Below are 23518 nucleotides of genomic sequence, written 5' to 3'. Positions count from 1 at the left end.
CTGAGAATTGTTTTTTGAGTAAAAGTGGTTTTCATGAGTTTGGTTGTTAGTAAATCAAATAGCGATAAAAATAAAGCTTTTAGAGAAGAAACATTAATAGTATTTTATCAAAATATGATAACTCATTCATAACAAATAGCTTTAAAGCAGGTTTTTAAATTTAGAATGAATCTAATGGCTTCAGATTCAAAAATGATTTTCTTTTGATGTAATTTTATATTAAAATCATAAAAAGCAATACTATGAGTACTATTATTAACGAAAATAGACTTCAAAGTACTTTTAAAAACCTAGATCATAAGATTAGTAAAATCAATGATCAGAAGATTGTCGCTTTTTTTGAATCTTTAGGATTATTAGAAAGAAAAGATGTTCCGAAAGACTTTTTGAATTGGGAAAATATATTAATTGTTGTTCCAAATCGACACGTTTCTCATGAACTGAAATACTATAAATATACGATTTCACGAATTTCATTTTTAACAAATCCTTACGCAGATCAGATTCATATTTTTGATCTCAAAGATTGGAAAAACGCATCGGGAAACAAAACACAGTTTCAGATCAGAGAAATGCTGAAAACAAGTTTTGGAGGTGTAAAGAAAGTGATTAAAGAGTCTTAGAAATTAAAAGCCCAGTATTATCGATTGGGCTTTTTTGTTTTTAACCGCAAAGAGCGCTAAGGTTTACGCTAAGCATGCTAAGAAATTAAAAACTTTGCGAACCTTGCGTAAACCTTAGCGCTCTTTGCGGTTAAGGAAAATCTATTGAACCTCTAAAAACTCTCTAATTTTATCTTCTAAAGCCTGTCCGTGAATGTTTTTAGCCAAAATGATTCCGTTTTTATCAATCAAAAAGTTTAATGGAATAGATTGCAGCATATAATCTCCAATAACTGGAGATTGCCAGTATTTCAAATCACTAACATTTGTCCAAGGCAGTTTTGCTTTTGCGATTGCTCCTGTCCATAACGGCTTTTTGGTATCCATGGAAACTCCGTAGATTGATAATTTATCAGGATAAGCATTGTGCAGTTTTAGCAATAATGGCTGTTCTTTAATGCAAGGTCCGCACCAAGAAGCCCAAAAATCGACTAAAGTCAATGAACCTCTTAGAGAAGAAAGCGCCACTTTTTCTCCTTTTGTATCTGGAAGATCAATTTCTGGAGCAATATCTCCAACATCTACACCTACAACTTGAGCTTTTGAATTGGTGATTACGCAACATAAGAATGCTAGAATGAGTACAGTTTTTTTCATAGTTAAGTTTAATTTGATTTGAGGAATGAATCAATCTCGCAAATATAAATTTTCTTTATCAAATTCTTCTTTACTTAGCAATCCTAATCATAAAATTATCCTAAATATTTTTCTTCAAATCCATATATCGGGAAAAGTCGATATATTTGCATTATGGAAACGATAGAAATTTTTAAAGCATTATCTAATAAGTCTCGACTGCAAATGTTGGAATGGCTAAAAGAGCCTGAAATTAACTTTCCGGGCCAACTGGAGCATGCCGGATTTGAGCATGGAGTCTGCGTTGGGCAAATTCAAGCCAAAGCTGGTTTGACACAATCTACTGTATCTGAATACCTTTCTATTTTACAACGCGCTGGTTTTATCGAGGCCAAACGTGTTGGACAATGGACCTATTATAAACGTAACGAAGGTGCCTTTGAAGCACTTAGTAAATTAATTCAATCTAATTTGTAAAATTACTATGAGTACAAACAACCTCTTTTCTGAATTTAACTTAAAATCGTTAAATCTGAAAAACCGAATCGTAATGGCGCCAATGACACGCTCTTTTTCTCCTAACGGAGTTCCAACTGATGATGTAGCAGCTTATTACCAAAAAAGAGCTGAAGGCGAAGTTGGATTAATTTTATCTGAGGGAACTGTTATTGACAGAAAATCTTCTTCTAATGATGCTAATGTTCCTCATTTTTATGGCGATTTAGCGCTAAACGGATGGAAAAAAGTAATTGATGAAGTTCATGCTGCGGGTGGAAAAATGGGACCGCAAATCTGGCATATGGGAATTATGGACAATCATCATTCTGGATGGGTTCCTTCTGTTCCTTTTGAAGGTCCATCTGGATTAAACCGTCCTGATTTTAGAAATGGCGTTGCCATGACTGAAAAAGATATTGAAGATACTATTCTTGCTTTTGGTAAAGCTGCTGCTGACGCTAAAAGATTAGGCTTTGATACTGTTGAAATTCACGGTGCACACGGTTATTTAATTGATCAGTTCTTTAGAGCTGAAACGAATTTACGTGAAGATATTTACGGCGGAAAAACTTTGCCAGAACGTAATCGTTTTGCTATTGAAGTAGTAAAAGAAGTTAGAAAACAAGTTGGCGATGATTTTGCTGTTATCATGCGATTCTCTCAATTTAAACCTTCTGATTACAACTATAAATTGGCAAAAAATCCACAGGAATTAGAAGCTTGGCTTACTCCACTTGTTGATGCTGGAGTTGATATTATTCACGCTTCACAACGTCGTTTCTGGGAACCAGAATTTGAAGGCTCTGATTTGAATTTTGCAGGATGGGCTAAAAAAGTAACAGGAGCGCCAACTATAACAGTTGGTTCTGTGGGACTTTCTGGCGATTTCTTTGGAGCATTTGCTGGAGAAAGTTCACAACCAACTTCTTTAGACGAATTAAACAGACGTTTTGACAGGGGCGATTTTGATTTGGTTGCCGTTGGAAGACCTCTTTTATCTGATCCAAATTGGGTGGCTAAAATCAAAGCTGGAAAAACTGACGAATTAAAAGGTTTTACTAAAGAGGCCCTAGGTCAATTGGTTTTAGAATAATTTTTTTTGAGGTACTAAGTACTAAGCTACTAAGATTCTTAGGCACTAAGTTTTTTTTGAATACCGTAATTAAAAAATTTATCTTTGCAGTCGATATGAAATTCTTGAACAGCATATTACGCCTTCCTTTTTTCAGCACTTATTATTATGCAATAATATCTGCTCGGATAGGCTATGCATATAATTCAACGTATTCACGACTATAAATTAAATAGATAAATTATATAAACCTTAAAGCCCGGGCATTTCGTCCGGGCTTTTTTATTTTCAAAAAAATGGAAACAATTCAAAAATTAAAAGAAAATGCTGCCATCTTTCTTCCCGAAAATGGCTTAGAAGAAAAACTAAACCTAGCTAAAAAAGAAAACAGAAAATTAATTATTAAACTGGGTTTTGATCCAACTGCTCCAGATTTGCATTTGGGGCATGCTGTTGTGCTTAAAAAACTGAAACAATTTCAAGATTTGGGACATCAAATTGTAATTGTTGTTGGAAGTTTTACGGCAAGAATCGGTGATCCGACTGGAAAAAACAAAAGCCGAAAACCTTTAAGTATTGAAGAAGTACAGCACAACGCAGAAACCTACATTTCGCAATTGTCTAAAATTATTGATGTTGAAAAGGCCAAAATTGTTTTCAACTCAGAATGGCTTGACGAACTTCCTTTTTCTGAAGTGATCCAGATTATGTCAAATGTGACGGTTGCACAATTGATGCATCGAAATGACTTTAATAAGCGTTTTAGTGAGAATACGCCAATTGCAATGCATGAATTGGTTTACCCAATTTTGCAAGGTTTTGATTCGGTTAAAATTAATGCTGATATCGAAATGGGCGGAACTGACCAATTATTTAACTGCACTATGGGAAGACAGTTACAGGAAAGTTTTAAACTTTCGGGACAAATTGTGATGTGCATGCCTTTACTTAAGGGATTGGATGGAAAGGAAAAAATGAGTAAATCGCTTCATAATACAATTGGTTTAATTGATGAACCAAATGAAATGTTTGGTAAAACGATGTCAATTCCTGACGCTCTTATTTTAGAATTTTTAGAATTGACAACCAATTTTTCATTCGAAGAAAAAGAAGAAATCAAGAAAAGATTAGAGAAAGAAAATCCGATGGATATTAAAAAACTAATTGCTAAAAATATCATCAGCCAATACCATAATCAAAATGAAGCAGAACAAGCAGAACAATTTTTCATTAATCAATTTCAAAGTAAAAATGCAGCATCAAAATCATTTATTCCTGTTTCGATTTCTTCTTTAGAAAATCAAACCAATAAAATGACTTTGATTGATCTTTGTGCATTCATTAAAAATGATATAACAAAATCAGCTAATAGAAGATTAATTGAAAGTGGTGCAGTTCAAATCAATAATGAGAAAATTATAAATCCAAACGAATTGATTTTATTAGAAAAAGAAACAAAAATCAAAATTGGAAAGAGAAATTTTTATGAATTGCAATAATTGAATCATTATTGTTTGTAAAGAGCGAACCTCTGCAATTTAATTTTACATTTCTATATTCGGGTTTCAAAAATAAATAAGAAAGGGATAAACAATTAAGTTTATCCCTTTTTGAATATCTATAACTAACAAAATTTAGAAATTCATTATTTTTTAGGTTCGAGTTGCAAAGGGACAAAGTTTTTCAGCTCTGCACCTTATCTCTTTAAACCTTTGCCTCTTTTTACTGTAAAGAAACTTTTCTTTTTTGAAATTTATTTACAAGCCACTTTCTAACTGGTTCATCGTATAATTTTAAGCATACAAAGGCAAGCAGTATACTTACAATTAAAACTCCGATTCCTTCTAAATAGCCGTTTTCCATTGAAACTTTATTATCTACAACCCACGCAGTAAACCAGTAAATTAAGGGATAATGCGTGATGTAAATTGGATAAGAGATATCTCCTAATAGTTTACAGATTTTTAATGAAATTTCATTTTTAATTTCTCCTCCTGCTCCAATTGCAACAATTATTGGGAAAATAAAAATAATACAGATTGATTCATACAAACCATTCATCCAAAGACTGTTTTCGTCTCCAAATCTTGGCATAGCCAAAACAATAGTGATCAAAATACTGCAAATCCAGAAAGCATTTTTCACATGGATTAATTTTCCTAAACGGCATAATAAAACTCCAGCAAAAAACGGATACAATAATCGGGTAAAACCAACATTCAGCTGCTCTAGATTTAATGACCATCCGCCGATTACATCGCCTTTTGGTCCAAAAACAGTATAGTTAATTAACAGTCCGGCAAATATCAATACAAAAACTGACATTACTTTATTCGAAAATTTACGGAAGATAACGGCGTACAAGATGTTTGCAATATATTCGAAAAAAAGCGACCATGCCGGACCATTTAAAGGATGCATTTCTCCCCAACCTCTAATTTCTAATGAAGGAGGAATTGGCAGCAATGTAAATCCGATGGCCATTGTTAAAATGACTTTCCATACTTCCATACCCCCAATCATTGGAAACAATATATCTGAGGCTTGAAAATAGTAAAATATAGCACCAATGATCATTCCTAGAATTACCATTGGCTGTAAACGAATCAAGCGTCTTTTGTAAAACTCCCATTGTCCCATTTTGCTCCAACGATCGTCATATGCATAAGCTACAACAAATCCAGACAGAAGAAAAAAGAAATCAACAGCAAGATATCCATGGTTTATAATTTGAACGAAACGGTTTCCGCCAGCAAAAGCTTCAAAAATATGAAACGCAACTACTAAAATAGCAGCAACGCCACGAAGACCATCAAGTATTTCGTAATGTTTTTTTGGTTTAATATCAGATGAAATTGAACTCATTTGTGTTTGGTTTAAGTTAAGTTATGATTTATAGTTTAAGTTTTTGGAATTTGGAATTTAAAAATTGAAATTTAATCTATTGGTGATTTTTAAGCCATTCTAATCTTCTTTGGTCTGGCAAGTGTTTAACCGAAAAGTTTTCAAATTTAGCTTCAAAGCCTTTTCCATCTGGAGAAGCAGCCATTAAACCAACCATCACAGGCGTGTTATCCTGCAAAGGCGCATTTCTGGTCATGATATAGTTTTTATCATCAAAAGAATAGAATATTTCGACAGCATCTAATCGTCGCACGGCTTTAATCCAAATAAAAGGAGGCACTTTTTCTAAAGTTGTTACGCTCCAATCGCTTTTATCGTGTGTTACAACGGTACTGATATTGAATTTTCCGTCAACGAATTCTACTCCTGTTTTAATGTAATTCTTTTCGTCGATACGAATCATTAACCCCATCTGATCAAAGCGAGCGATGTAGTTTCCAGTCAATTTTACTTTTGCTTCAAATTCGCCACCGTAAGTTGCATAGTAAAAAGGCGCATCATCGACTGTAAAACCATAATGCGAAATTCTCCAATAATCGCTATTCGCAGTAACATTCATAATTAAAGCATTGTTTTTAATTTCCCATTTTTCAGGTTCATTAAACCATTGCATTTTATTCAAGCTTTGCGCTGCCATATTATGTGCAAAAAACAAAGGCAATATTGCGAGTGTAATTTTTTTCATATCCATTTTTTTTTAAACCATTAAGGTATTAAGAAAATTAAGCTTTTACTTCATGAACTTAGCTCAAAATATAAGACAATAAAGCTATTCTTTATGTTTCTTAATGTCTTAATGGTAAAATTTTAACTAAAAGCAAAGCTGCAAATTTTTACACTTGCAGCTTTACAAACCAACCAATTTTTAGAAATAAAAACTTATTTAAGTGAAAAAATCACTTTAGATTTAATATCTGTTGAAGAAGCACCAATAATTGCTTCAAAATCACCAGGTTCAGCAACCCAATCGTGTTTTTTATCATCGAAGAAACTTAGAGCAGATTTATCAACTGTAAACGTAACTGTTTTTTCTTCTCCAGCTTTAAGAGCTACTTTCTCAAAACCTTTTAATTCTTTTACCGGACGTGGCAATGAAGATTTTAAATCTGCAATATACAATTGAACTACTTCAGAACCTTCTCTGCTTCCTGTGTTTTTTACGTTTACTGAGAATGTGATTTTATCTCCAGCATTCATTTGTTTTTTGTCTGCTGTTACTTTTCCGTAAGCAAAAGTCGTGTAGCTTAAACCGTGTCCGAAAGAGAACAATGGCTTGATTTTGTTTTTATCTGCCCAACGGTAACCTACAAAAATTCCTTCATTGTATTTTACTGAATCTCCTCCTGGGAATTCCCCTAAAGCGTGAGCACCATTATCAGATAATTTTACTGGGAAAGTGAAAGATAATTTTCCTGACGGATTCACATCTCCAACCAACACATTTGCTAAAGCATTTCCAGCTTCAGTTCCTAAAAACCATCCTTGAACAATTCCCGGAACTTCTTTAATCCAAGGCATTGCAATTGCATTTCCAGAAATATTTACGAAAACAATGTTTTTGTTTACTTTCGCTAAATCGCTGATTAATTTATCCTGACCATAAGATAAATTCAATTCATTACGATCATGTCCTTCGTCGTCTTGATTTGGGCTTTTGTTCAAACCTCCGATGAAAAGAACAATATCAGCATCTTTAGCCACTTTTAAAGCTTCTGTAGTTAACTCTGCTGGAGAGCGTTTATCTTCTAAGCTTACTTTAGCCACAACTCCGTTATAGTTACTTGTAGGATCTCCTACATAACCTCTTGCGTATACAATTTCAGCTTGATTTCCGATTCTTTTCTTCAAACCTTCTAATGGTGTGATTTCGTATCTTGCTTTTAGTGAAGAACTTCCTCCACCAACAGTCATCATTTTAATAGCATTTTCTCCAATTACAGCAATCTTTTTAGTTTTAGAAAGATTGATTGGCAGAATATTGTTGTTGTTTTGCAATAAAACAATTCCTTCTTCAGCAATTTTACGTCCTGCAATAGCGTGTTCTTCCGTTCCAAAAGATCCGAAAGGACGATTTCTATCCATTGTTGTCAAGAAAGATAAACGAAGAATACGACGTACTTTTTCGTCTAATTCTTTTGTTCCAACTTCTCCTTTTCTGATCATTTCAGAATATGGTTTTGCTAAATAATAGTTATCATAAGCATTACTTGTTCCCCAAGACAAACCATTTGTCCAAGAACCAAATTCCATATCCAAACCATTGTGGATAGCTTGTTTAGTATCGTTAACACCACCCCAGTCAGAAACTACAACTCCTTTGAAGCCCCATTCTCCGCGAAGAATATCGTTTAACAAATATTCGTTATGGCAGCATTGCTGACCTTTGTATTTATTGTAAGCTCCCATAATTGACCAAACATCACCTTCTTGAACTGCAGCTTTAAAAGCAGGAAGATAAATTTCGTACAATGCACGATCGTCAACAATTACATCAACAGAATTACGTTTAGTTTCCTGATTGTTTAAAGCAAAATGCTTAACGCAAGCCGCAACTCCATTCGACTGAACTCCTTTTATATAAGGAACAACCATTTTTGAAGCTAAAAACGGATCTTCTCCCATATATTCGAAGTTACGCCCGTTTAATGGACTTCTGTAAATGTTTACACCTGGCCCTAATAATACGTTTTTGTTACGGTAACGCGCTTCTTCTCCGATAGATTTACCATATAAAGAAGCCAATTCTTTGTTCCAAGTTGATGAAAGTGCTGTAAGCGCTGGGAAAGCAATACAAGAGTCATTTGTCCATCCTGCCTGATCCCATTCGTCCCATTTTACCTCAGCACGAATTCCGTGTGGTCCATCGGTCATCCAGTTTTCTGGAATCCCAAGACGTTTTACACCTGGAGAACTAAATTTAGACTGCGCATGAATCATGGCAATTTTCTCTTCGGTAGTCATTCGTTTAAGCGCATCTTCTACACGCTCTTCAATCGGTTTTTTATCGTCTAGATAAACTGGCACTTTGTTCTGGGCATTCATTCCAACAGAACTTAGTAAAAGTAAAACAACAATTGTTTTAACGTTTTTTAACATAACAGTATTTATTAAAGCATTAGTTTATAATAGGAAAGTCTTCTTACCGAAAAACTTTTTTTATCATATTGTAAAACTAAAACGTTATCGTACATGTTACATTTTTAGACAGAAAAAAGTAGTAGATTAAAAAACTAAAATATTGATCTACAAAAACTTAACATTTTAAAAACACTAAAAAAAGTAGTGGTTTTAAAACATTTTTTTACACTTTCAAAGTCTTTGAACCGATTTTCATGACCTTTTCTTCGAAATCATTTCGCGAAACTGCAGCCTTATTTCGCGCTCTTGTGCGATAGTTGTAAATTGTACTTAAAGAATAACGTAAAAATGCCGCTATTTTAACACTATCAGTAATTCCTAATCTGATTAAAGCAAAAATTCGAAGCTCGGTATTTAGCAATTCATTTTGCTTGAGAACAATCTGTTCTTCTGGTATTAATAAAGCATTGAAATCTTTGACAAATGTTGGGTATAAATTCAGAAAGATAATATCAAAGTTTTTGTACAACTCTTCCAACTCATTATCAACCAAAGTAGTTGATTTTAATATTTTATAAATTTCATCAAATTGTTTTGCCGTTGCTTTTTTGTTTAAAATAATACGGTAGTTTTCGAGCTTATTGATATAAGTCGAACAAAGATTGAAGAAATGTGCAATGTATTCTTCTTTAACCAAATTAGATTCAGACAATTGCAGGTTACTTTCTTGAAGCTGACTGTTTGTCTCGGTAATATCTTTGTTTAATTCTGCTAATTTCTGGCTCGTTTCATAAAGTTCTGATCGAATTCTTGAAACCTTTTTCATCTGCAAATACACATAAATAACCGCAACAATCAAAAACAAAGAAAGCAGACTAATGCAAAGCAAGTAAATCTGTAATTCGCTTTTTCTTTGCGCTTCACGCTCTAAATACACGGTATTGATAATCGAATATACTTCTGACATCAGCAAAGTCCTGAACTGAACATTGCAATAAAGCGCGTCTTCAATAGCAGATTGTGTCAGTTTATAGGCCATATCAACATCTCCGATTTCGTAAAAAACCAAAGCCAGTTCCTGTAAAGAAGCATTGTCTTTATTGGCGTTTTTAATATCTGAAGTAGCAGAAAGTGCGTAGTATCTTTTTCTGGCTTCCAAATCATGTGTCGCTTCACCAATTTTTCCTAACAAATAAGTAATCATCGCATATTGCGGGCTTTCTTCTTTTGTTTTATTCAATAAAGCCAACAACTGCTTTTTAGGATCATTATATTTTTTATCAATAAAAATATCCTGCTGAATTCTATTAATTTGAAAATCCAATGTATTCGGATTTAGAATACTTAATAATGAATCTCTATATTTTCCTATCTGTTTTCTATATTCTGGACTGTAACTATTTGCAGCATAATGCTCGAAAAACTCACGATACGAAATATAATAATTTGGGAGTAAAGAAGCAGGAAGGCTTTTTTTATTAATACTCTTTAAAATGGCTTCAGATTCACGGTATTTTCCAGAAGAGGAATAAAGCGTTACCAATTCCAATTGAGCCAAATTGAAAAGCTCTTTATTTTGAAGTTCTTCTGAAATTTTGAGGTTCTTTTTTACGTATTGAATGGCTGAATCTGAATTTAGTTTCTGATATTCAAAGTACAGCGTTTTGTTGTAATTGTACTCCTGCTCTTTCGTAAGATTTTCAGATTTTATTTTCTTGAAATTCGCAATTCGTTCTTCTTTAATCTTTACGTAATGCTGTTTATTTTTGATTGCCTCGTTTAATTCTTTCAATATAACATCTGTGCTCTCCGATGCAAAAAGAGGAAAGCTGATAAGAACTATAAAAAGGGAGAGAAATAGATTTTTCAAACTGACAAAAAAATAAATAAGATATACAAATATAATAAAGTGTCTATTCTAAAATATTACAAGTGTCCTTTTTTATAATTTTGTTACAGCAAACCCGATAAAACTTAAAAATTATGCCACACTTTATAATTGACTGTTCAGAAAATGTACTGCGCCGACTTGCAGCAGACGAAATTATGCAGGAGGTTTTTGATGCCGCTTTCTCGACTAATCTTTTTGCCGCTTCTGAAACTAAAGTTCGTATTAACCCTTTTACATATTATAACAACGGAAATACCTTAGATGATTTTATTCATGTTTTCAGCTACATCATGGAAGGAAGAAATGACGAACAAAAAGGTAATTTATCAAAAGTTATTGTTTCAAAATTAAATACGTTGCTTCCTGAAATTCCTGTAATCTCTATTAATGTAATGGAATTCGAAAAGTCAAATTATTTCAATAAAACGATGGTATAAATATATTTAAGATATAAATATATTTATACCATCAAATATAAATTCATAAAAAAACTTTGTCAAAGTTTAAAACTTTGACAAAGTTGCTTTCAATTCTTATATCACTTAAATGGTAAAAAAACTAAACTGCAATTGGCGCCACTAAACAGCTTTCTGGAATATCAAAAGCATTTACTAAAGCTACAGCATCAGGACGAATATCCCAGCAAAGCTGATTTACCAGTTTGCGGACTGCTTTTGTTTTAACTGCTTCCATGTAACCGTCTTCAAGATACCATCCTTTATTTTTTTCAATTTGAGAAAGTGCATACAATTGATTCAGTTTGGTCAAAATTGCTTTTGAATTTTCATCTTCGACAGCTTTTATAGCAATCTGAAATTGTTCAAGAACTAATCTCTCTAAATAGGCTTGAGCAACATCAATCATTTGATGCTGCACAACATTAAATGCATCATAAGGCTCTAATCCCCCATCAATTAATTTCTTGATGCGTCGTGCTGCAGAAGCTAGGATTGTCTTTTCTCTGTGAACAAATGCCTGAAGATGGAATTCTCCATCTAACAAATGCTCGTCGTCAGTTCTTCTAGTTGCAATTGGATTTTTCTCGGCAATAGCTGTTTTAGCATTTTCATATACATAATTAATGATTCCCAACGAACCCATTTCTCCAAATGATTTTCTGAATTCTGCCAAACGATTTTTAGCTACCAACTGCATTAAAACCGTATTATCGCCTTCAAAAGTGGTGTAGATTTCTGTATCGTTTTTAAGTGCGTCGATTCGGTTTTCAGATAAATATCCTTTTCCTCCGCAGGCTTCACGACATTCCTGCAAAATATCTCTTGTGCTCCAAGTAGAATATGATTTCATTCCTGCCGCTAACGCCTCAATTTCTTGCATTTCAGCTTCGGTTCTGTTCAAAAATCTATTGGTTAGATATTGTAATGCAAAATGAACCGCATAAGTTTTTGCTAAATGCGGTAACAATCTACGCTGATGCATTCTATAATTTAAAATCGGAACTTCAGAACCGCCTTCTGGTCCGAATTGTCTTCTTTGATCGCTGTAGCGAATGGCAATTGTCAATCCAGATTTCGCTGCCGCTAAAGCCGAACGCGGAATCCCAATTCTTCCTCCAACCAAAGTTCCCAACATCGTAAAAAATCTACGGTTATCACTCGGAATCGGACTTTCGAACTCTCCTTTATCATTTACAGAAGCAAAACGATCCAGCATATTGTCTTTCGGAATCACCACATTATCAAAACTGATCGTTCCGTTGTCTACACCGTTTAATCCCATTTTATGACCGCAATCGCCAATTGTTACTCCACTTACTACATTCCCATTAGGGTCGCGCAAAGGAACCACAAAAGCATTTACGCCATAATCATGATCATCGATAATTAATTTGGCAAAAACAGTTGCCATTTGCCCATGAACGGCTGCGTTTCCGATATATTCTTTTTGGGCATTTTTATTTGGTGTATGAATTGTAAAAGTCTGATTGCTATGATTGTATGTTGCTGTGGTTTCTAAACCTTTTACGTTCGATCCGTGATGTGTTTCGGTCATAGCAAAACAGCCAGGAAGTTTCAGCGAACCAATGTCTTTTAAATATTTAGCATAATGTTTTTCTGTCCCTAAAGATTGAACACTCATTCCCCAAAGTCCGAATTGAACACCAAATTTAATTACCAAACTTAGATCATGATAACTCAACGTTTCCATAATGGCAAAATAATCTTCGATATTTCCTCCTCCACCGTATTCTTTGGGATAAGCCATGCTTCCTAAATTTTCATCGGCTAGAATTTTACACCATTTGTAAACGGTTTGCCTAAAAACATTAATATCGGTCGAAGTTTCATAGGCAAATTCAGGTCTAGAAATAACCGATTTTACTCTTTTGATTATCGCGACTTCCTTTCCGTCCAAAATTTGAGTTATTTTCTGAATGTCAAAACTCGCATTGGTTTGAGAGTTGGCTGTAAAAGAACCAGCTTTGGTTTTAAAGTTTTGAAGTGCTTCTTCACCTAAAAATCCTAAATCATTTTCCAACTTTTTGAAATCAGATTCGATTGGAGTTAAATCTAAATCGGTTCCTGAAAGTGCTTTTGCAATATCAAAAATTGACTTGATTGAAGAGGTATCTTGAATACTTTTCTCGATATCCGATTTCCATTGTGTGAGTTCATTTCGCGAAGGCGGATTTGAAATATCTGCTTTAGAAAGTAAATATTCTTTTTCTTCTTGAGATAAAACAGTGAGTGAATTTATAAATTCTTTTAAGGTTATAAATTCTTTCTGTGTCAGCAAATCATCTGACCACACTAAATAAAATAACGGAGTAAAGGCTTGAAGTTTGGCGGCTTTCATATCAATAATATTCGATTTGGAAATAGTTTTTTTTTTAGCCACGAATTCACGAATTTTTTCAATCTATTTTCTTTAAAAAATAATTCGTGAATTCGTGGCTATCCTTTTTACGCTTTATCGCATAAAAAAACAGGAATGAAATATACTCATTCCTGTTTAAACATCCTGTTAAGATTCTGACAATTTTCGATTTTAAACCAATAAAAAATATGAAAACTAAGAATTAAGAACCTTTGGATATTGAGGTCATTTTTTGCTTTATGGCAAAAATATGATGCGAATTAAAAACTAACACCGCGGTAAAAATGATACCGTATGCTGTAATCTGCAAAGGCGTAATGTTTTCTTTGAAAAAGAAGGCTGCCAAACCAAATGCAATCATCGGATTAATGTTTAATAACATTCCAACTGTGGATGAGTTGATTCCGGAAAGTGCATATAAATTAAGGAATAACGGAATTATAGTAAATACAATTGCAATGGTTTCAATGCAGAGATAAAACTTAAATTCCGTTGGTACCGGTCCCCCAAAAACCGGATAAAACGGTAATAAAAACAATGCTGCCAATGTGATATGAAAAGTCAAAACAATAAACTTGTCAAAACCTCTATTGGCGCGCTGGCTTACTAAATAAGCAGCATAAGTCAGACCTATAATAATACTGAAAAACATATCCATAATATCAGTGTACGAAAGCAATAAACACCCTGAAATGCTTAATCCTACAGAAAGCCATTGTGTTTTTAGCAGTTTTTCGTTTAGTATAAAATAAGCTAATAATGTAGTCAGGATTGGGCAAACAAGATAAGCCAGAGAAGCGGCTTTTACGCTGATATGATTTACTACATAAATGAACGTAAACCAATTGGCCATCAAAAATGCGCTTCCGCCAATATTCAAAAGAATTGATTTTCTTTTTTCTGATTTTGGCAACGCTTTAAAAATATCAATGGTTTCTCTTATTTGTTTTCTTTTGAATAGAAAAGCAATCAAAAGCATTAAAATACCACAGCTAAAAACACGGAAAAACAGAATATCCAATGACGGATAATCATGTATCGGTTTTAAAACTAAGCTAAAAAGCCCCCATGTAATAAAGGCTGAAATTGCTGCTACGTAATACTTTGTTTTTTTCACAAAATTCGCTTTTGAATTTATTTTCTTTTGATAACGCAAATTTCTAAAAAATTAAACAGCAATACAGATACAGTTTTTGTAAATTGCAGCATAACAGTTTTTATTTTCATAATGAAAAATTCCAATTACTTATATCTTCAATTTGCTGACCTCATCGAAAAACAGATCAAATCTGGACTTTTAAATGTGGGAGATAAACTGCCTTCTATACGAGAAGTATGCGCTGAAACAGGCTACAGCATGAGCACAGTCAGCAAAGCATATTACGAAGTTGAAAGCCGTTCTTTGATCGAATCAAGACCACAATCGGGCTATTATGTGAGTAATATTTCGGCAAGAACAATTCCAGAACCATCGGCAAGTACGCCAATTTTAACCATCGAAAATATCGAACGAGAAGATTTGGTAGACTTGGTTTATGGTGATATGCGCAAAAAAGACATAACAATGCTTTCGCTTGGTTTTCCGTCCAATGAACTGTTGCCAATTGCCAAATTGAATAAAGGAATGGTTCAAGCCATGCGCCAATTGCCCAACAGCGGAACGAGTTATGAGGAAATTGAAGGAAATAGTCATTTAAGAAAAGAAATTGCGCGCTGGTCTTTTACTTGGGGCGGTTCTTTGACTGAAGATGATATTATAACTACGCCAGGTTGTATTTCGGCCATTTCAGATTGTTTATTAACGCTGACTAAGCCGGGAGACACCATTATTACAGAAAGTCCTGTTTACTTTGGAATTCTGCAATTAGCGAGATCATTGGGTTTGTACGTAATGGAACTTCCAACCAATATGACAACAGGAATTGAAATTGAAGCAGTTAAAAAAACACTTTCTACAAAGAAAGTAAAAGCCTGCGTTTTGATGAGCAATTTCAGTAATCCGTCGGGAAGTATGCTGCCAAACGAACATAAAAAGGAAATTGTCCGTTTAATGGATTTTTATAATGTTCCGCTAATTGAAGACGATATTCATGGTGATTTGTATTTTGGCGCAAGCCGTCCTACGAATTGCAAAACGTATGATGAAAGCGGTATTGTTTTGTGTTGCAGTTCAGTTTCCAAAAGTCTGGCACCAGGCTATCGTGTGGGTTGGGTTTCTCCAGGGAAGTTTAAAAAAGAAGTTCTGAGAACTAAATTGTACCATACAATCTCCAATTCAACTATTACTCACGAAGTGGTTGGTGACTTTCTAAAAAACGGTCGCTATGAGAACCATCTGAGAAAAATTCGCCAGATTCTGAATCGAAATTGTACCAATTATATCAATACTGTTTTAGAGTCTTTTCCAGCGGGAACAAAGGTAAGTCAGCCTCAAGGCGGATTTTTCTTATGGTTGGAATTGGATGAAAAAATCGATACCGCCGCTTTTTATCATTTAGCGTTAAAACATAATATTAGTATTGCGCCAGGAAGGATTTTTTCATTTCAAGATCAGTTTTCTAACTGTATGCGATTGAGTTTTGGTTTGCCTTGGTCTAATGAAGTGAGAACTGCGATTCAGACGTTGGGACAATTGGCTAAATCTCAATTGTAGATTAAGAAAATCAACACAATATTGTCAGCGTCATCAAATTAACATAGCCCGCGGTTTCAACCGCTGGCTATATTCAAGATGTTTGTGTTATAATTGTTGTCTATATTCATTTTTTAAAATGACAAAACAAAAAACTGGACAGCGCAACTACACACTGTCCAGCCAACAATTAAAAGAAGACCAAAATTAAATAGTTATAAGACAAAATAAGCGTCTTTCTCGACTTTCTTAGGTTCGTCATTTAATTCAAATTCTTTTAGGATATCAAATTCGCTTTGATATTCGTTCAGCATTTGCTTGATATTTTTTTCAATTGTATTTGCAATTGCAGTAACTGGCGTATCTGTAGGTCTGTTTTCGAACGGATCTTGCAGATGAATTGCCATTCTTTCGATCAAAAAGAAAGCAGCGCCGATTGCAGTAATCAGCGGAATTGCGAACCAGCTCAAAACGCTTGTTAATCCGAAAGGCAATACAAAAATGAACAAACACAACGTCAATCTGATGTACATGCTGTATGTTGTTGGAAAAATCGTGTTTTTAATACGTTCGCATTTTCCCATTTCATCACATAATCTTGACAAAGTATTATCGATTTCAACCTGCTGATACATGTTGATTTTCTTTTCGTTTTTAGCAGTTCTCAAATCTCTTGCGTGCAGCATCAAAATGGCATTCGGAACATTCTGATGATTTTTGATGTATTTGATTTCTTCTTCGCTAATTAAACCTTCAAGGGGTTTTATGGGGTTTCTGTTTCTTAATGATTCTCCTAAACTGTAACACCAAGCAATTTGCCTTTTAGCAAAATTTTCTTTGAATTCACTTGCTTCAACCGAATAATCGGGATCTTCATAAAAAGTTAAAACTTGACGTATCAGCGTTCTCGAATCGTTTACAACAGCTCCCCAAACTATTCGTGCTTCCCACCATCTGTCATAAGCTTGGTTTGACTTAAAGGCTAATAATAAGGAAATAATAGTTCCAATCATGGTTGGAATTGCAATCGGTATATCTACAGGAAGATTGATAAAATAATGATGAAAAATTTCAAATAGTACTGTATATGCGAGTACTAGAGCAATTTCTACTTTAATTTTCCCGAGAACGTACTTCATTGGTATTCTTTTCTTTAATAACATATTTTCGGTTTTAAATTAATATTTTTAAGGTTCTAAGGAACTAAGGGGCTAAGGTTCTGAGATCCTAAGGCTAAAAATTAAAAAACTTAGTACCTTAGAACCTCAGAATCTAAGAACCTTAGTCTTAAACCATCTCTTCGTACAATGAAAGAACCGGAAGGCCTAATTTTTCATTGACATTTTCTTTTTTGACTTTTTTAAATTTGATTTTTTCGCCTTTGCGCGTTTCCACTAACATATCAATGTTATGTTTTGAAATGGCTTCTGATAAAAAAGGCGCAACATTTTCGTAGTTATCTTCAAAACTGGCTGTCTGACTTACAATTTCAAAAGAAAAATTGGCGCTTAAAAATTCCTGTACATCTTTTACATGGATATTTTTGCTAGAATTTTCTACATATAAAGCTTTATGGAAAACCTCTTTATTGACTTCTGTACTAAGATGCAGAATCGGGCATTTTTGATTTCCAGCTAATTGCACTAAATACTGATGAATTCTTTTGCTTTCTTGCTTATAAGAGTGCGTAAGAATAACCAGCTTAACCGAAAAAGCTTCAATTAGACGTTTGAAAATGGGTGCCGAAAGTCCGTATTGGTTATGAACTTTTAGCTTAACATTTGAAGTATGTTCAATAATATAACGACAGGTTTCTAGAACTTCTTCTTGGCTTTTGGTAAGTCCAGACCTCATCTCTCTTAAAAAACCCGACGATGAAAACGTATCAGGAGCTTCTGAAACTAATACTAAAATAATTTCCGATTCCGTATTCTTAGACTGATTTACCGCAGATTTAACAGCCGAAATAGTATCATCTTTTAAAGTTGTAGGTATAAGAAAATTTTTCATAAGTATATTCTTTTAGTTTATACCTACAAAATAACTCTCGGAAAATTAGACCGCTATTAATCTAAAATTAGAATTTTCTAAAATTAAACATTAGATTTTTTAATGTTGCCTTTTTTAAAGATGATGGTAACGATTGTTCCTTTGTTTTGTTCCGATTGCACTTGAAGTTCCCCATCATGCATTCTAATGATTTTAGAAGCCAAAGGCAATCCTAAACCATATCCAATGTATTTGGCAGCGATTTTACCTCTAAAGAAAGGTTCGTACAAATGCGGAATATCTTCTGGCGGAATTCCGATTCCAATATCATTAATCGCAATTTTGATCATTTCTTTATTGGCCGTAAGATTTACAAAGACTTCGTTGTTATCCGAATACTTTACTCCGTTCGTTATAATATTATTGATTGCCAATTCTAAAAGTGGTTTGTTACATGGCAACAATAATAGATTAGAGTCTTCTGGAGCAAAATTCAGTTTAATGCTTACGCGGTTATCAGGATAAATTTTATCTAAATCTGATTTTACATCCAATAATAGTTCGTCCATTCGGGCAATATCAGAAACTTGTTTTTGTCCGTCGTAACCAGTTTGCGTCAACTTAAGCAAGCTTTCTGTTAAGTTTCCTAATCTTGAAGCCTGGCTATAAATGTTTTGCAGAGATTCTATATACTCCTGCTGTTCTCTTTCTTTGAGCAGCATAATTTCAGCTTCCGCAATAATGGTTGTTATTGGCGTTTTTAATTCGTGAGAAGCATTATTAATAAAGTTCGCCTGGATTTCGAATGAGGTTTCCAAACGATCTAACATATTATTAAAGGTATTGGTCAAATCTGAAATTTCATCAGAATTTTTAACTTCAGGTAGACGATTATGCAGATTAGAAGCGCTAATTCTTTTTACTTCTTTCGTAATTCTTGCTACAGGATCGATAACACGTTTGGCTAAAAATCGTCCTAAAAGAAAAGCTAGAATCACAAAACCGATTCCGCCAAAAAGCATAATTTTGACAATATAAACCGTTGTGTCTTTTCCTTTACGGTCTCTTGCGCCAACAATTACAATATATTTCTGTCCATTTTCTTCAAAAATCTGTCCTAAATAATATTTATTGTCTCTTTCATAAGAATCCTTTCCTGTACTTAAAATGTTAGTGTAAAAAGTATTAGGCAGGTTTAAGTTAGTGTTATAATCAAAACTATTATGGCTGTTGATTTTGAGTACATACTCTTCTTCTTCGATCAATTCTTCAAGACCATTTTTTTGAAGATTTTTATAGTATTTAATTTTCTCTGGGTCTTTTTGAAAATGAATTGAAGCTACAATTTTTGCCCTGTCATCTAAACGCTTTAAAAAATGGTATCGATTGTTTTCTCTGAATAAGAAAAACACAATTATACACAATAGCGAAGTGCTAAAGGTAGAAAGGGCCACATAATTGAAAGTGATTTTTTTTCTAATATCCATATTATGGTTTTATTACATAACCCAAACCTTTCATGGTATGAATCAGTTTGGTTGAAAAAGGCTTGTCTATCTTTCTTCTTAAATACGTAATATACACATCGACAACATTGGTATTCATATCAAAATTGATATCCCATACATTGTCTAAAATTTGATCACGAGAAACTATGCGTCCGGTATTTTTTGCCAAATAATACAAAAGCTTAAATTCTTTGGCTGTTAGCACAATATTTTCACCGTCTCTTTTAACCGTTTTTGCGCGGCCATTTATCTCTAAATCACCAATTGTGATGGTATCTATTTTTTCTGTTTCCTGCTGTGATCTTCTGTACAAAGCATTTACTCTTGCGTCTAACTCTCCAAATTTAAAAGGTTTAACCAAATAATCATCGGCACCAGAATTAAGTCCTGTAACAATGTTTTCTGAAGTTCCTAAAGCTGTTAAAAGTAAAATTGGCACAAAGTTTTTTGCTGCACGAAGTCTTCTGCAGATTTCAATTCCGTTAACATCAGGAAGCATAACGTCTAAAATTACAACATCGAAAGTATAATTATGAATCATTTCTATGGCAGTTTTACCATCCATAGCTACGCTTACTTCATTATTATTTTCTGCAAAACCTTTTCGTAATATCGATAATAGATTTGGCTCGTCTTCGACTATCAGTAATTTCATATTAAGAAGTTTGTATATACAACAAAAATAAGAATACAATTTAAAATAATTTTAAACAACTTTACAAATTATGATTTTATTGTGAAGAATAGAAAAAGCAGACCCTATCGCCTACTTTTTGACATTATTTTAGGGCTAAAGTTTTTGATTTTTAATTTAAAAATAAAACCCAATGTTACAGTAGAGTTTTTTCAAAAAGAAAAGACTTACGTTTTAAAACTAAATTCTTATTTCCAAAACTTGAAAATTAAAAAGTCTCTCCTGCGTTCAAATAAAATCCTTTAGAATTATTACCCCAAGAATAATCAAAAATCAGATTGGTTTTGGAAGCTTTATCAATTAAAAGTCTTAATCCGATACCCGCGGCGGGCTGAATTGATTTGAATAATTTAAGATCGCTATCAGAATTGCTGGTTGTTACAAAATTGGTAAAAACAGTACCGCTCAACAATTGATTGCACGTAATGGGAAACCTGAATTCTGTGGATAAATAAACCAATCCATTTCCTCTAAATAATCCCTGTGTATAGCCTTCTCCACTTCTACTTCGCTGATCCCAACCAATTGCAGGCAGGTTTAAGTACGGAACTTTTCCTCTAGTCACAAATTGTCCATAAGTCCAAATCGCCAAAATATAACGCGGATTTTTGTGAGATACGGGAATAAAATGACGGTATTCTGCAAAAAGAACATTACTATATTCTTGATTATTAAATAGTACTGGATTAAATCTATAATTTATATTGGCAAACCAACCTTTTGATGCATTTACCTGATTGTCTCGCGAATCGTGAACTAAATTCAGACTTACTCCATTTAAGAAATACTCATTATGATCAAAACCATATTTCTGGCTGTAATTGTAATGATAAGTATAATTTCCGTTATCAATATCTAGCTCTTTGTCATCAATGCTTGAATACCAGTCAATATTAATTCCTCCTCCAACATAATAATTTTCCTTAACTTCAAAAGAAACCGTCTGATGAAATTTGAAATAATTATAATCCATATCCTGAGCTAGCGAATCGACACTAAATCCAGGCGGACGATCACGTCTTGGCGGAATAATATCGGTTCCTAATCCGTAATTAGGCTGTGAAAACAGATACAATCTGTAGTCACCACTCAGAAAAATCTTATTGTTCTTGAGCAGAATGTTGTTTTTTACATTGACTAGCCATTGGTCTTTTAATGTGTAAGTAATTCCGATATTAGCGATAGAATATTTGTCTTTTTCTTCTTTTCCTTTGAAAGTGTATTGCGCCACGGCACCAAAAAAGAAACCAGTTGCTGGCTGTGAACCAATTGCGGGAATTACTAAAAAGAAATTGTTTTTTGTTGGCTTAACCACTAGCGCGTCATCTTCTTTTTTAAAAATATCAAATATTGTTTTAGGTGGACAAATTTTTGGATTTTCAATTTCAGAATTTTTAATTTCTTCTTGAGCGAATAAATTGAAGGAAATAAAAAATAGTAATCCTAGGACTTTATACTTGTACTGAACGGCTTTATTTTCAAAAAAAATCACCATTTACAAAGTTTTGTTTTAGAAATAAGATTACAATCTCATTGTAAATATAAGTCTTATTTTCAACATCTTAAGAACTAATAGCAAAATATTTTAACAAAAAAAGCCGTCAAAAAATATTTGACGGCTTTGGTATATTACTGCTAATACTATTTGGTGATAAACTTTGGATGAATTAGATTTTCAAGTGAATATATTTCATCCCATTTTTCCTGAGTAATCAGTTTTCTTTCTAAAACGGCAATTTGGTGTACACTTTTACCTGTTTTTAAAGCTTCTCCTGCAATACTGGCACTTTCTTCATAACCTAAAATTGGATTCAATTGCGTTACAATTCCGATGCTGTTCATGACCATATTATAACAGTGATCGACATTTGCTGTGATTCCAACAATACACTTATCTATTAAAGTTTGGATTGCATTTGAAAGATAATCCAACGATGTAAACATTGCAAAGGCGATAACAGGCTCCATTACATTCAATTGTAATTGACCTGCTTCTGCCGCCATTGTAACCGTTAAATCCTGCCCAATTACATAAAAACAAGTCTGATTTACCACTTCTGGAATTACCGGATTTACTTTCCCTGGCATAATAGATGAACCTGGCTGACGCGCTGGAAGATTGATTTCGTTAAAACCTGTTCTTGGCCCTGAACTCAATAATCGCAAATCATTACAGATTTTAGAAATCTTAACCGCAGAACGTTTTAAAGTTCCCATAATCTGAACGTAAGCTCCAGTATCTACAGTAGCTTCAATTAAATCTGGCGAAAGTGTTAATGGAATTCCAACTTCTTTAGCTAAATACGATACACAAATTTCAGGATATCCTTCTGGCGCGTTTACTTTTGTACCAATTGCAGTCGCTCCCATATTAATTTCTAACAATAATTCCTGAGCATTTTTTAAACGCTGAATATCCTCACCAATTGTAGTTGCATAAGCTTTAAATTCCTGTCCTAAAGTCATCGGAACCGCATCTTGCAATTGCGTTCTTCCCATTTTCAGGACTTCTTTAAACTCCTCGCCTTTTTTGGCGAAAGCCACTTCTAAACCAGCAAAAGTTTTAATAAAGCTTTCCATTTTCAAATATAAAGCAATTCTAAAAGCTGATGGATAAGCGTCATTTGTTGATTGAGAACAGTTTACATGATTGTTCGGATGAAGAAAATTATACTCACCTTTTTTATGACCTAAATATTCCAAACCAATATTAGCAATAACTTCGTTTACATTCATATTTACAGAAGTTCCTGCTCCACCTTGAATTAAATCGCTCACAAACTCCTGATCAAATTTACCAGCAATAACCTGATCGCTTCCGTAACAGATTGCTTCGGCAATTTTAGAATCAATTGCGCCGCAGTCTTTATTGGCTAAAGCCGCCGCCTTTTTTACATATCCTAAAGCTTTGATAAATAAAGGTTCTTTTGAAATTGGAATTCCTGTGATATTAAAGTTTTCTACCGCTCTAAAAGTCTGGATTCCGTAGTATAAATGATTAGGAATTTCTAATTCTCCCAGAAAATCATGTTCTTTTCTTGTTGGTTCCATATAATAAAATTGATATGTTTTGACTTAAAAAATAAGTGTAAAGCTACAGCATTTTATGCATTAAAAATGTGAATGAAATCAAAATCATTTACAATTTGTTTCGATTATTTTATGGTAAATTATTA

General features: G+C 33.6%; 19 protein-coding genes. 6 read left to right on the top strand and 13 right to left on the bottom strand.

The genetic code is table 11. From position 1 onward, the window contains the following. Positions 1–242: 242 nt before the first annotated feature. Positions 243–623: a hypothetical protein gene (locus JI750_RS11390; RefSeq protein ID WP_202001645.1), complete on the top strand. Its 381-nt coding sequence runs from the start codon at positions 243–245 to the stop codon at positions 621–623. 141 nt (positions 624–764) lie between these two features. Here the strand turns inward: JI750_RS11390 and JI750_RS11385 are convergent, their stop codons facing one another. Next, entirely contained in the window at positions 765–1259 is a 495-nt protein-coding gene (locus tag JI750_RS11385) for a TlpA family protein disulfide reductase (protein ID WP_202001644.1), read from the bottom strand. A 153-nt stretch (positions 1260–1412) separates the two neighbouring features. Between JI750_RS11385 and JI750_RS11380 the strand changes: the two genes are divergently transcribed. The 3 genes from JI750_RS11380 (at position 1413) to tyrS (ending at position 4307) form a co-directional block, all read left to right on the top strand. Further along, complete coding sequence (locus JI750_RS11380; RefSeq protein ID WP_091496855.1) at positions 1413–1715, top strand: ArsR/SmtB family transcription factor; 303 nt, start codon at positions 1413–1415, stop codon at positions 1713–1715. 7 nt (positions 1716–1722) lie between these two features. Next, positions 1723–2829: an NADH:flavin oxidoreductase gene (locus JI750_RS11375; protein WP_202001640.1), complete on the top strand. Its 1107-nt coding sequence runs from the start codon at positions 1723–1725 to the stop codon at positions 2827–2829. A gap of 275 nt (positions 2830–3104) precedes the next feature. Beyond that, complete coding sequence (tyrS, locus tag JI750_RS11370) at positions 3105–4307, top strand: tyrosine--tRNA ligase (protein WP_202001638.1); 1203 nt, start codon at positions 3105–3107, stop codon at positions 4305–4307. 223 nt (positions 4308–4530) lie between these two features. On the opposite strand, the gene JI750_RS11365 is transcribed toward tyrS, so the two are convergent. The 4 genes from JI750_RS11365 to susR form a co-directional block, all read right to left on the bottom strand. After that, entirely contained in the window at positions 4531–5673 is a 1143-nt protein-coding gene (locus tag JI750_RS11365) for an acyltransferase family protein (protein ID WP_202001636.1), read from the bottom strand. Positions 5674–5749: 76 nt separating this feature from the next. Continuing rightward, a complete protein-coding gene (locus tag JI750_RS11360) occupies positions 5750–6397 on the bottom strand; it encodes a DUF1349 domain-containing protein (protein WP_202001634.1) in 648 nt (215 codons plus the stop codon). A gap of 194 nt (positions 6398–6591) precedes the next feature. Continuing rightward, a complete protein-coding gene (locus JI750_RS11355) occupies positions 6592–8808 on the bottom strand; it encodes a glycoside hydrolase family 3 C-terminal domain-containing protein (protein WP_202001632.1) in 2217 nt (738 codons plus the stop codon). A 205-nt stretch (positions 8809–9013) separates the two neighbouring features. Further along, on the bottom strand, positions 9014–10582 hold the full coding sequence (gene susR, locus JI750_RS11350) for a SusR family glycan utilization regulator (protein ID WP_236673018.1): 1569 nt from the start codon (positions 10580–10582) through the stop codon (positions 9014–9016). A 191-nt stretch (positions 10583–10773) separates the two neighbouring features. On the opposite strand from susR, the gene JI750_RS11345 reads away from it, so the two are divergent. Continuing rightward, the gene (locus JI750_RS11345) at positions 10774–11118 is read left to right on the top strand and encodes a 5-carboxymethyl-2-hydroxymuconate Delta-isomerase (RefSeq protein WP_202001630.1); all 345 of its coding nucleotides are present in this window, start codon (positions 10774–10776) and stop codon (positions 11116–11118) included. 121 nt (positions 11119–11239) lie between these two features. Here JI750_RS11345 and JI750_RS11340 read toward each other — a convergent pair whose 3' ends face one another. Both JI750_RS11340 and JI750_RS11335 read right to left on the bottom strand, forming a co-directional pair. Further along, positions 11240–13498 carry an acyl-CoA dehydrogenase family protein gene (locus tag JI750_RS11340; RefSeq protein ID WP_202001627.1) on the bottom strand — a complete coding sequence of 753 codons (2259 nt, stop codon included), beginning with the start codon at positions 13496–13498 and terminating at the stop codon, positions 11240–11242. 223 nt (positions 13499–13721) lie between these two features. Next, positions 13722–14636: an EamA family transporter gene (locus tag JI750_RS11335; protein ID WP_202001625.1), complete on the bottom strand. Its 915-nt coding sequence runs from the start codon at positions 14634–14636 to the stop codon at positions 13722–13724. 111 nt (positions 14637–14747) lie between these two features. Between JI750_RS11335 and JI750_RS11330 the strand changes: the two genes are divergently transcribed. Continuing rightward, positions 14748–16172 carry an aminotransferase-like domain-containing protein gene (locus tag JI750_RS11330; protein ID WP_202001622.1) on the top strand — a complete coding sequence of 475 codons (1425 nt, stop codon included), beginning with the start codon at positions 14748–14750 and terminating at the stop codon, positions 16170–16172. A 194-nt stretch (positions 16173–16366) separates the two neighbouring features. Here the strand turns inward: JI750_RS11330 and JI750_RS11325 are convergent, their stop codons facing one another. The 6 genes from JI750_RS11325 to aspA form a co-directional block, all read right to left on the bottom strand. Next, positions 16367–17314, bottom strand: coding sequence for a bestrophin family protein (locus JI750_RS11325; RefSeq protein WP_202001620.1), 948 nt, complete (start codon positions 17312–17314; stop codon positions 16367–16369). A gap of 124 nt (positions 17315–17438) precedes the next feature. Continuing rightward, positions 17439–18161, bottom strand: coding sequence for a hypothetical protein (locus JI750_RS11320; protein WP_202001618.1), 723 nt, complete (start codon positions 18159–18161; stop codon positions 17439–17441). Positions 18162–18244: 83 nt separating this feature from the next. Next, positions 18245–19627 (bottom strand): HAMP domain-containing sensor histidine kinase, encoded by a 1383-nt coding sequence (locus tag JI750_RS11315; protein ID WP_202001616.1) that lies wholly within the window; start codon positions 19625–19627, stop codon positions 18245–18247. A 1-nt stretch (position 19628) separates the two neighbouring features. Further along, the gene (locus JI750_RS11310) at positions 19629–20303 is read right to left on the bottom strand and encodes a response regulator transcription factor (protein ID WP_202001614.1); all 675 of its coding nucleotides are present in this window, start codon (positions 20301–20303) and stop codon (positions 19629–19631) included. A gap of 247 nt (positions 20304–20550) precedes the next feature. Next, complete coding sequence (locus tag JI750_RS11305) at positions 20551–21837, bottom strand: BamA/TamA family outer membrane protein (protein ID WP_202001613.1); 1287 nt, start codon at positions 21835–21837, stop codon at positions 20551–20553. A gap of 146 nt (positions 21838–21983) precedes the next feature. Then, positions 21984–23393: an aspartate ammonia-lyase gene (aspA, locus tag JI750_RS11300; RefSeq protein ID WP_202001611.1), complete on the bottom strand. Its 1410-nt coding sequence runs from the start codon at positions 23391–23393 to the stop codon at positions 21984–21986. Positions 23394–23518 lie beyond the last annotated feature (125 nt).

The organism is Flavobacterium tagetis, from assembly GCF_016735615.1.
GTDB classification, from domain to species: Bacteria; Bacteroidota; Bacteroidia; order Flavobacteriales; family Flavobacteriaceae; genus Flavobacterium; species Flavobacterium tagetis.
The sequence above is the reverse complement of the archived record's forward strand: the minus strand, read 5'-3'. Positions and strand labels throughout refer to the sequence as shown.

Bases quoted from the DNA above. Each gene is read 5' to 3' on its own strand.
- JI750_RS11390 (WP_202001645.1), top strand. From the start codon at position 243: ATGAGTACTATTATTAACGAAAATAGACTTCAAAGTACTTTTAAAAAC.
- JI750_RS11385 (WP_202001644.1), bottom strand. From the start codon at position 1,259: ATGAAAAAAACTGTACTCATTCTAGCATTCTTATGTTGCGTAATCACC.
- JI750_RS11380 (WP_091496855.1), top strand. From the start codon at position 1,413: ATGGAAACGATAGAAATTTTTAAAGCATTATCTAATAAGTCTCGACTG.
- JI750_RS11375 (WP_202001640.1), top strand. From the start codon at position 1,723: ATGAGTACAAACAACCTCTTTTCTGAATTTAACTTAAAATCGTTAAAT.
- tyrS (WP_202001638.1), top strand. From the start codon at position 3,105: ATGGAAACAATTCAAAAATTAAAAGAAAATGCTGCCATCTTTCTTCCC.
- JI750_RS11365 (WP_202001636.1), bottom strand. From the start codon at position 5,673: ATGAGTTCAATTTCATCTGATATTAAACCAAAAAAACATTACGAAATA.
- JI750_RS11360 (WP_202001634.1), bottom strand. From the start codon at position 6,397: ATGAAAAAAATTACACTCGCAATATTGCCTTTGTTTTTTGCACATAAT.
- JI750_RS11355 (WP_202001632.1), bottom strand. From the start codon at position 8,808: ATGTTAAAAAACGTTAAAACAATTGTTGTTTTACTTTTACTAAGTTCT.
- JI750_RS11345 (WP_202001630.1), top strand. From the start codon at position 10,774: ATGCCACACTTTATAATTGACTGTTCAGAAAATGTACTGCGCCGACTT.
- JI750_RS11340 (WP_202001627.1), bottom strand. From the start codon at position 13,498: ATGAAAGCCGCCAAACTTCAAGCCTTTACTCCGTTATTTTATTTAGTG.
- JI750_RS11330 (WP_202001622.1), top strand. From the start codon at position 14,748: ATGAAAAATTCCAATTACTTATATCTTCAATTTGCTGACCTCATCGAA.
- JI750_RS11325 (WP_202001620.1), bottom strand. From the start codon at position 17,314: ATGTTATTAAAGAAAAGAATACCAATGAAGTACGTTCTCGGGAAAATT.
- JI750_RS11320 (WP_202001618.1), bottom strand. From the start codon at position 18,161: ATGAAAAATTTTCTTATACCTACAACTTTAAAAGATGATACTATTTCG.
- JI750_RS11315 (WP_202001616.1), bottom strand. From the start codon at position 19,627: ATGGATATTAGAAAAAAAATCACTTTCAATTATGTGGCCCTTTCTACC.
- JI750_RS11310 (WP_202001614.1), bottom strand. From the start codon at position 20,303: ATGAAATTACTGATAGTCGAAGACGAGCCAAATCTATTATCGATATTA.
- JI750_RS11305 (WP_202001613.1), bottom strand. From the start codon at position 21,837: ATGGTGATTTTTTTTGAAAATAAAGCCGTTCAGTACAAGTATAAAGTC.
- aspA (WP_202001611.1), bottom strand. From the start codon at position 23,393: ATGGAACCAACAAGAAAAGAACATGATTTTCTGGGAGAATTAGAAATT.